The sequence below is a fragment of the Bradyrhizobium sp. genome, from assembly GCF_027451485.1.
In the GTDB taxonomy this organism is placed as follows: domain Bacteria; phylum Pseudomonadota; class Alphaproteobacteria; order Rhizobiales; family Xanthobacteraceae; genus Bradyrhizobium.
The window spans coordinates 1-9,570 of the sequence record NZ_DAIDJE010000051.1; the positions used below are offsets into that span (position 1 = coordinate 1).

8 protein-coding genes and 1 pseudogene are annotated in these 9,570 nt (G+C 62.4%); all 9 read left to right on the forward strand.

What is annotated here, in order from left to right:
* Positions 1-682 (forward strand): metallophosphoesterase (locus NEZ08_RS07835; protein WP_298106004.1); only part of this gene is annotated, 682 nt, incomplete at its 5' end.
* 146 nt (positions 683-828) lie between these two features.
* A complete protein-coding gene (locus tag NEZ08_RS07840; protein ID WP_298106006.1) occupies positions 829-1,500 on the forward strand; it encodes a response regulator transcription factor in 672 nt (223 codons plus the stop codon).
* Positions 1,501-1,690: 190 nt separating this feature from the next.
* Positions 1,691-3,067 carry a sensor histidine kinase gene (locus tag NEZ08_RS07845; protein ID WP_298106008.1) on the forward strand — a complete coding sequence of 459 codons (1,377 nt, stop codon included), beginning with the start codon at positions 1,691-1,693 and terminating at the stop codon, positions 3,065-3,067.
* 177 nt (positions 3,068-3,244) lie between these two features.
* Positions 3,245-4,645, forward strand: a complete 1,401-nt coding sequence (locus NEZ08_RS07850) for a hypothetical protein (protein WP_298106010.1) — start codon at positions 3,245-3,247, stop codon at positions 4,643-4,645.
* A gap of 194 nt (positions 4,646-4,839) precedes the next feature.
* Positions 4,840-5,943, forward strand: coding sequence for a c-type cytochrome biogenesis protein CcmI (gene ccmI / locus NEZ08_RS07855; protein ID WP_298106012.1), 1,104 nt, complete (start codon positions 4,840-4,842; stop codon positions 5,941-5,943).
* Positions 5,944-5,986: 43 nt separating this feature from the next.
* Positions 5,987-6,424 (forward strand): annotated as a pseudogene (gene ccmE / locus NEZ08_RS07860) (cytochrome c maturation protein CcmE); the annotation flags it as partial.
* A 65-nt stretch (positions 6,425-6,489) separates the two neighbouring features.
* Positions 6,490-8,472: a heme lyase CcmF/NrfE family subunit gene (locus tag NEZ08_RS07865; RefSeq protein WP_298106016.1), complete on the forward strand. Its 1,983-nt coding sequence runs from the start codon at positions 6,490-6,492 to the stop codon at positions 8,470-8,472.
* 4 nt (positions 8,473-8,476) lie between these two features.
* Positions 8,477-8,959, forward strand: coding sequence for a cytochrome c-type biogenesis protein (locus tag NEZ08_RS07870; RefSeq protein ID WP_298106018.1), 483 nt, complete (start codon positions 8,477-8,479; stop codon positions 8,957-8,959).
* A gap of 168 nt (positions 8,960-9,127) precedes the next feature.
* The coding region (locus NEZ08_RS07875; protein WP_367278388.1) for a HAMP domain-containing protein at positions 9,128-9,570 on the forward strand (443 nt) is incomplete at its 3' end.

The following is a 9,570-nucleotide window of genomic DNA, read 5'->3' on the forward strand; positions in this document are numbered from 1 at the left end:
ACCCATTGCCATGAGTCAGACCTTCGTCATTCCAGATATCCACGGCCGGCTCGATCTCCTGGAGAGAGGCCTTGCCGAAATTGCCGCCCGCTCCGAAGGTGAAACCGACACTGTCGTCACTATCGGCGACTATGTCGACAAGGGTCCGGCGAGCAAGGGGGTGATCGAACGGCTGATGCGGGGTGTCGGCGAGCGGCTTGCGCTGGTGACGCTGAAGGGCAATCACGATGCGATGATGGTCGAGGCGCTCAGGGACCCTTCGAAAATGAAGGAGTGGCTGGCGAAGGGCGGTGACGAGGCGCTGGCTTCCTATGGCGGCGAGGCGGCCCGTGTGCCGCAATCCCATCTCGAGTGGCTTGACCGCTTGCGGCTTTTTCATCTCGACGCCCATCGCCTCTACGTGCACGCCGGCGTCGATCCCGGTGCTCCGCTGGACCTTCAGCGGGAGGAGACGCTGTTGTGGAAGCGCTATCCGAAGGGGCAGCCTGAAGGCTTCGGCGATCTCCACGTCGTCCATGGCCATGATAACGACCCGGACGGCCCAGTGTTGCTCGAGGGCCGAACCAATCTAGACACGCTCGCATGGCGCACGGGGCGCCTCACCATCGGCATCTTTGCCGACGAAAGACCGGGTGGCCCGATCGACTTTATCGTCGTCAAGGGAGCCGCGGCCCCGCATTAACCGGTCCGGCTACCGCGCTGCGGCAGAAATGCCGTTGAAAGCCGTTGTGAAGAAAAAGTAATCTGGTGCGCCAGCGGCGTTCATAGCCCGTTCACGACGGCGGCGCTCATCTTATGCTGAGCTGATAACACATTTTGGAGACCCGCGTGCGCTTGCTTGTCGTCGAGGATGATCCGGATCTCAATCGCCAATTGACCACGGCGCTATCAGACGCCGGCTATGTGGTCGACCGCGCGTTCGATGGCGAAGAGGGACATTTTCTCGGTGACAGCGAACCCTATGATGCTGTGGTGCTCGATATTGGCCTGCCGAAGATGGATGGGATCTCGGTATTAGAAGCCTGGCGCAGGAACGGCCGCTCGATGCCGGTCCTGATCCTCACCGCGCGGGACCGCTGGAGCGACAAGGTCCAGGGTTTTGACGCCGGTGCCGATGACTATGTCGCGAAACCGTTTCACCTCGAGGAGGTGCTGGCGCGCATCCGCGCGCTGCTGCGCCGCTCAACCGGCCACGCGCAGTCTGAATTGACCTGTGGTCCGGTCACGCTGGATACCCGCACCAACCGCGTCACCGTCGCTGGTAACCCAATCAAGATGACGTCCCACGAGTATCGGTTGTTGCAGTATCTCATGCATCATACCGGGCGCGTGGTCTCGCGCACCGAGCTGGTCGAGCATCTCTACGACCAGGATTTCGACCGCGACTCGAACACGATCGAAGTGTTCGTTGGCCGGATCCGCAAGAAACTGGATGTGGATATCATCCAGACCGTCCGGGGACTGGGCTATCTGTTGACGCCGCCCGTAGCGCGCGGTTGATCGAACCTCTCCACTTGTGCTCTGTTCGGCGCTACCCGCTCATGGTCTTGGATTCCAGCTTTCGCAAAAGCGGCCGGTGAGCGGGCACGCGAATGTTGGAAATGTTAGAATCGTGTGCCATTGGCCTACTTGACGCCCGGTAGTTCATCATGTCGATGCCGCGCGGAAGATCGTTCGGGATAATGCGCTGATGCGCCGCAGTTCGCTTGCGACCCGGCTCTTTCTGTCCGCGACCGCCTGGGTGGTCGTCATTCTACTGATCACCGGCGTGATCCTGTCGTCCGTCTATCGCGATGCCACCGAGCGGGCCTTCGATCGCCGGCTCAATCTCTATTTGCGGACGCTGGTCGCAGAAGTGGCGACGCCCGACGAGCCGCCCGATCATCAGTTTCAGTCGCTGGGCGAACCGCTGTTCGAACTCCCGCTATCGGGATGGTACTGGCAGATCATCCGCACTGATACCGACAAGGATGAAGTGCGTGCGTCGCGCTCGTTATGGGACAAGAAGCTGCCGAAGCTCGAGGACCGCGGCGCCGAACTCACGGCGGCCGGCATTCGCCTTGGCTATGTCGCGGGGCCTGAGGGCCAGACGCTGCGGATGGTGGAGCGGCCGGTCGATCTCGGCGCCGACGGCAAGTTCCTCGTCGATGTCGCCGGTGACGCCTCGGAGATTTTCGACGAGACCCGCAATTTCGATTACTATCTCGGCGGCACCTTCATTGCGCTTTCCATCGTCCTGGTCCTGACCACTATTTTTCAGGTCCGCTTTGGATTAGCCCCGCTCAAGCGCATCTCGGAGGCCATCGCCGATATCAGGTCCGGCCGTGCCGAACGGCTGGAAGGGGAATTTCCCGTCGAGATCGCGCCGCTTGCACGCGAGACCAACGCGCTGATCGACGCCAACCGGGAAATCGTCGAACGTGCCCGCACCCATGTCGGCAACCTGGCTCACGCGATCAAGACGCCGCTGTCGGTGATCATCAACGAGGCGACATCCCATTCTTCCGACCCGTTTGCTTCCAAGGTGCTCGAGCAGGCGGACATGATGCGCGATCAGGTTGCTCACCACCTGGAGCGGGCGCGGATTGCGGCTCGCCTCACTGTCGTGGGTACCATCACGGAGGTCGGTCCCGTGGTGGATGCCTTGCGCCGGACCATGGAGAAAATTCATCGCGGTCGCGGCATCGCCATCGAGGCTTTCGGTGGATCAAAGGCAAAGTTTCGCGGCGAGCGCCAGGATCTCGAGGAGATGGTCGGCAACCTCGTCGACAACGCCTGCAAATGGGCGACCTCGCGTGTTTCTATCGAGGTCCTGGCCGAGCAGCGCTCGGAGCCCGGCGCGCCGGCGATGCTGCGAATTCTTGTCGACGATGACGGGCGGGGCCTTTCGGAAAAAGAGCGTGCCCAGGTGTCTCGCAGAGGCCAGAGGCTCGACGAATCCAAGCCGGGCTCTGGCCTGGGCCTGTCGATCGTTGTCGATCTTGCCGGACTTTATGGCGGCAGCCTTTCTCTTGGCCGGGCCCCGATTGGAGGATTACGAGCGGAACTGTTGCTGCCAGCGGCTTAAGAGGCCGCCGAACCATCGGCGTGAAAGGCCGCCGAACTTGCAACCTGGGATAGATATCCGGCTGGAAGAATCCTCTTTGATGGATCATCCTCAACGACTTCTTAACGCGCTGGCTTCTACTATGCCGAGCGGACGTCTTTTTGCCTTCCGCGCCACTCAAGCTTGCTTTCCAGGCGCATGAGCCAGAAATCAATCGAACGGCTGAGGGACTATCTCGCCCGGCTATCGCCGGGCGCGCAGGCGCTGCTGATGAGGGAATTCGAGCGCGCCATCGAACGCGGCGAGGACGCCACCGTCGCCAACCTCGTGCTGGGAGAACTGCGCAGGATCGTGCGCGGCAGCAATGACGACGCGCGACCGCGTACGGATAATCCGGCCCGGATATTGTTCCATTCGCTGGAACCGTTCCTGATCGAAGCCAACGCTGCGCGACGGCCGGGGCAAATTCGCCGCTCGTCGCTGCTGCCAGTGTGGCATTGGCTGGCGCGTGAAGCGGCTCCGGCGCTCGCGGGTGAATTCGAAGCGGCGCTCGCACGTGGGCCTGATAACGGAACGACTCCCGAGATCGAAGCCGCGGCGCAGAAACTTCAACTTGCCGCGGTGGAGGCGATGCACGCCGCCGCGAAGCCCGGACCCGGCACCGATAACCGCCGCACGCTCTCGCGTATTGGCCCGGCGGATGTCGTAGAGGATCTGCCGTCGATCGCGCTTGTCTTGCAGGCACGCGAGGCGATGGAAACCCTGAATAGCCGGCTTCCCAGCTACCTGCGGATTTTCAATGACATGCAGGTTTCCTCGGTCCTCGACGCGCTCGATGTTCCTTCCCTACAGAGCCCTCAACTCCTGCCCTTTGCGCTATCTATGGTCATCCAGCGGCTGGCTGCGCCGTGGCAGATCATCCGCCTGGCTGTGCGTATGGCATCTTCCGACGACGAGATGCGGGTCGCCTCGACTCCCTTCGGCATTGCCGTCACGATCGCTTTGCACGATCTGTCGTGCCTTGCGGCAACCTTGCGGGCCGATATCAGGCGTGGCCGCTTCGGCGAGGTCGCCGAGCATCTGAAGACCCTTCACGATGGCGTGCGCGGCTTGCGGACTGAACTCGATCTCCGCAACGACTCAGCCTGGGGTAAGCAGCTGGCGGCGATCCGCGCCGACATCTCCAGCGCGCTGCAATCGGAAATCGATAGTGTGCCTGGCTGCGTCAGGCGGCTGCTTCGCCAGCGCGCCGACAAGGACATCGCCGCCGGAGCCACGATCAGCTCAACAGACGTAGACGAGACCACCGCTCTGATCGAGTTCGTCGCGGTGTGCCGGACCTATGCGAGCGAACTGGCGATCAACGAAGTCACGATGCGGACGTATTCGGAACTCCAGCATTATGTCGAACAGTCGACCGAAGCGCTGGTGCAATCGCTGCGGGGCAGCGAGGGCACTGGGCGGGCCTATCGCCAGATGCAGGTCGCGGCGGCCATTCGTTTTTGTGACGTGCTGTTCGGCGCCGATTATGCGGCGCTGATGAGCCGGTCTGCGGAAAATGCCGTGACCGGGGAGCGTAAATCCTCCCGCACGGGATAGTTCTCGATCCCGCGCCGCCGCTTTCCCCGACAGCAGAATCCGGGGGCCCAAGATCAGTTTTCCGTGAAATATTCCAATATTTTAGGGCTGGCTCTTCAAATTGATAATTGTCAATTGCCGGCCCCGTGTGCCTATGGTGTAAAGCGACCGTAAGGCGCCGTTGTGAGTTGCGCCGTTTCACCGGAACCCGCTTGATGACGCTGTGGTTTGTGTTCGCGCTGATGACGGCAGCAGCGATTTTTGCGGTGCTGTGGCCCCTCGGTCGCGGCAGTCGCGTCCAAGCCGATGGCAGTGAGACGGCTGTCTATCGCGATCAGCTCAACGAGATTGACCGCGATGCTTCCGCAGGTCTCATCAACCCGCCCGAAGCGGTCGCGGCGCGTGTCGAGATCAGCCGTCGACTGCTGGCGGCCGCCGACAATCAGAGAGAGCCGCCCTCGGGTGCCAATCTGCGCCTGCGCCGGATAGCCGCGCTCGTTGCGCTCGTTGCGCTGCCGGTGGTCGCGGTAGGGCTCTATGGGGTGCTGGGTTCGCCCGGTCTGCCCGATTTCCCGTTGGCCCAGCGCAGCCGCACGCCCGACGGTACGCAGTCACTGGACAGCCTCATTGCGCAGGTCGAGCAGCATCTTGAGAAAAACCCGACGGACGGCCGGGGCTGGAGTGTCATTGCGCCCGTCTATGCCAGGCTTGGGCGCCTGGATGACGCCATCCGCGCCTTCCGCAACTCAATCACCTATAATGGAGAAAGTGCCGATCGCCGTGCCGATCTTGGCGAAGCCCTGGTCGCGGCTGCCAGCGGGGTCGTGACCGCGGAAGCCAAGACCGAGTTCGAGCGGGCGATCGCATTGAATGCCGATGAGGTGAAAGCAAACTATTTCCTGGGATTGGCCGCCGAACAGGACGGCCGCTCGGCCGAGGCGGCATCGATCTGGCGCGCCATGCTTGACAAAGCGCCGCCGGACGCGCCCTGGCGTCCGCTGGTTCAGGCAGCGCTCGTGCGGGTGGGCGGCCCGCCGGTTCCTGGGCCTTCCAAGGAGGCGGTGGCGGCGGCGAAAGACATGAGCGAGACCGACCGCAGCGCCATGATCCACACCATGGTCGAGCGCCTCGCGACGCGCCTGAAACAAAACGGCGACGACGTTGAGGGGTGGCTGCGGCTGGTCCGCGCCTATATGGTGCTGGGCGACGCCGACAAGGCCAAAGCGGCCTCGTCAGACGCCCGGCAGGCAGTGGCGAAGGATCCCGAGCGGCTCCAGCAGCTCAACGAGGGCCTGAAGCATCTGGGGCTCGATGGATGAGCACGACCAGCGGCAGGGCCCGGCAGCACAAAAGAGGCAATCAATGACGCGCAAGCAGCGGCGTTTGGTGATTATTGGCGGCTCGCTCGCCGTGCTCGGCGTTGCCGCGGCCCTGGTGCTGAGTGCAATGCGCGATTCGATTGTATTTTTCTCGACGCCGAAGATGGTTGCGGAAAGGCATATTCCGCCGGGCAGGCGCTTTCGGCTCGGCGGCCTCGTGCAGCCTGGTTCGCTGGTACGCGGCGATGATTTGAAGGTCACCTTCGAGGTCAGCGACGGAAGCACAGAACTGCCGGTTTCCTATCGGGGAATTTTGCCCGACCTGTTTCGCGAGGGGCAGGGCGTCGTGGCGGAAGGCGCGCTCGACGCATCCGGCGTGTTCAGGGCCGACACCGTTCTCGCCAAACACGACGAAAACTACATGCCGAAGGATGTCGCCGATGCCCTGAAGAAGCAGGGGCATTGGAAGGACGAATATGGCGCGGCGTCGAAAAGCAACAATGCAGCGGCCGCCAATGCGGCGTCCGCTGGAAAGGAGGCGATCCGATGATCGCCGAGAGCGGGCATTACGCGCTGGTTCTGGCCTTTGGACTGGCGCTGATTCAGTCGACCGTGCCGATTCTGGGCGCGCGCTGGCGCGATGTCGCGCTGATGAATGTCGCGCGATCCACGGCGGTCGCCCAGTTGCTGTTCGTGGCCGCCTCGTTCGCGGCGTTGGTGACGCTTCACGTTTCTTCGGATTTTTCCGTGGTCAACGTGGTCGAGAATTCGCACTCGATGAAGCCCCTGATCTACAAGATCACGGGGGTGTGGGGTAACCACGAAGGCTCGATGCTGCTCTGGGTGTCGATCCTGGCGCTGTTCGGCGGCCTGGTCGCGATGTTCGGCAACAATCTGCCGATATCGCTTCGCGCCCACGTGCTGGCGGTGCAGGCCTGGATCGCGAGCGCGTTCTATCTTTTCATCCTGATGACTTCCAATCCGTTCTTGCGGATCGCCAACCCTCCGATGGAAGGGCAGGATCTCAATCCGGTCTTGCAGGATATCGGCCTCGCAGTGCATCCGCCGATGCTCTATCTCGGCTATGTCGGCTTCTCGATTTCCTTTTCGTTCGCAATCGCGGCCCTGATCGAAGGACGGATCGATGCGGCATGGGCACGCTGGGTGCGGCCGTGGACGCTGGTCGCCTGGATTTTCCTCACGCTCGGTATCGCGATGGGCTCGTACTGGGCCTATTACGAACTTGGCTGGGGCGGCTGGTGGTTCTGGGACCCGGTCGAGAACGCCTCGCTGATGCCCTGGCTCGCCGGTACTGCGTTGTTGCATTCTCTGGTCGTTATGGAGAAGCGCAACGCGCTCAAGGTCTGGACCATCCTGCTGTCGATCCTGGCTTTCTCGCTCTCGCTGCTCGGCACCTTCCTGGTCCGCTCCGGCGTCCTGACCTCGGTTCACGCCTTTGCCAACGACCCGCGGCGCGGCATCTTCATCCTGTTGATCCTGTGCCTCTTCATCGGCGGCAGCCTCTCGCTCTATGCCTTTCGCGCCTCGTCGCTGAAGCAGGGCGGGCTGTTTGCACCGATCTCGCGTGAAGGTGCGCTTGTTCTCAACAATCTCCTGCTGACCACTGCGTGCGCGACGGTCTTCATCGGAACGCTTTATCCGCTCGCGCTGGAAGTGATGACGGGAGAGAAAATCTCGGTCGGAGCGCCGTTTTTCAATCTCACCTTCGGGCCGCTATTCGTTCCGCTGTTGATCGCCTTGCCGTTTGGGCCGATGCTGGCCTGGAAGCGCGGCGACCTGCTGGGTGCTGCTCAGCGCCTGATGGCGGCCGGCGTCGCCGCGTTGATTGCGTTGGCTCTGGTGTGGGCCTGGACGTTCGGCGGGAGCACGCTCGCGCCGCTCGCGATCGGGCTTGCGGTCTTTGTGATTGTTGGCGCGCTGATCGATATCGCCGAACGTATCGGCCTGTTTCGGCTGCCGCTTGGTGTCGCGGCGGGACGGGCGCGCGGATTGCCCCGCTCGGCCTGGGGAACGATGTTTGCCCACGCCGGCGTCGGCATCGCGTTGATTGGCATCGTTTGCGAGACCTCCTGGAACAGCGAAAATATCCGCACAATGAGGGCTGGCGATGTTACCAGCATCGCGGGTTATAGCCTGAAGCTCGAAAGCCTGACGCCGCGGCAGGGACCGAACTATAGCGAAATGGCGGCAAAATTCGACGTCCTGGTCGACGGCCGCCTGATCGCCACCATGACGCCCTCGAAACGCAATTTCACCACGCGTGGTGCCACCACGACCGAAGCCGCGCTGCTTTCCCGGGGAGCGAGCCAGCTTTACATTTCACTCGGTGACATCGGTACCGACGGCTCCGTTGCCGTCCGCATCTATCACAAGCCGCTGGTGCTTCTGATCTGGTTCGGTCCGGTGCTGATGGCGTTCGGCGGCGTGCTGTCGTTGTCGGACCGGCGCCTGCGCGTCGGTGCGCCGAAGCCGGCAAAGTCCTATCGCGGATTGCAGGCTGCGGAGTAATTCATTGAAACGCGCACTCCTCGCATTGGCAATGGTCGTAATGGCGGCGGCAACAGCCCACGCTGTGCTGCCCGACGAGATGATGAGGGATCCGGCCAAGGAGGCGCGGGCGCGCAATCTGTCGCGCGAACTGCGCTGCATGGTGTGCCAGAACCAGTCGATCGACGATTCCGAGGCTCCGCTGGCGCGGGACTTGCGGCTTCTTGTTCGCGAGCGGATCGCCGCCGGCGACAGCGACGCGCAGGTACTGGATTTTCTGGTCGCTCGCTACGGCGAATTCGTGCTGTTGAAGCCCAGGCTCAACTCGCACACCTGGCTGCTCTGGTTCTTGACGCCGCTGGCGCTCTCGGCTGGCGGTATTGCGCTGTGGATTCAAGGCCGCCAGCGGGCGGAAGGCGCGTCGAAGTTGCCCACTCCACTCTCGGCCGAAGAAGAAGCAAAGGTTGCGGCCCTCATGTCGGGCGACACCCCGGCGGACAAGTCCTGACGTCTCCACTTCTTGCTGGGAGCTGTTCGCAACTACCGTGGCCTACGTAATTGTACTGAGGCGGCGGCAGGCGGCGCGCAGGGATTGCGATGTGGAAACTTCATCCAATCTTGACCTTTGTTTGAAAGCTTGCCCGCACCTGTTTTCAACTCCGATACAAGCGCGCCGATGTTCTCCGATAGCAGATTGACCATTCGCTTTTTGGTTGGGGCGGTCGTCGCCTCTCTTCTAGTCCTGCTCGCGATAGGCGGAGGCACCGGCTTTGTAGCGGTCCTCTATCTCAACAAGGAGATCACCTCGCTCTCATCCGAGTTCGGCGCGCTTAGCGGGCCGGCCCGCGACCACGCCCAGCACATCTACCAGGACGCGCAGGCGGCATTCTCCTATTTTCTGACGGCTTGTTTTGCCATCACCATCTTCGCTTGCGCCGTTTGTCTCACGGCTTATCTCGCTGTCCGCAATGGCATTATGCGGCCGCTCTCGGCGATCGTGCACGCGATGCGCGAGGTCGCCGACCAAAAGTACGAAACGTCGATCCCGGGATTGGGCGGATCGAACGAAATCGGGCTTCTTGCTGGTGCGCTTGAAGTCTTCAAGACCAACGGCATCGA

Coding starts and splice junctions, on each gene's coding strand:
- ccmI (WP_298106012.1), top strand. CDS start 4,840: ATGACGCTGTGGTTTGTGTTCGCGCTGATGACGGCAGCAGCGATTTTT.
- NEZ08_RS07845 (WP_298106008.1), top strand. CDS start 1,691: ATGCGCCGCAGTTCGCTTGCGACCCGGCTCTTTCTGTCCGCGACCGCC.
- NEZ08_RS07850 (WP_298106010.1), top strand. CDS start 3,245: ATGAGCCAGAAATCAATCGAACGGCTGAGGGACTATCTCGCCCGGCTA.
- NEZ08_RS07865 (WP_298106016.1), top strand. CDS start 6,490: ATGATCGCCGAGAGCGGGCATTACGCGCTGGTTCTGGCCTTTGGACTG.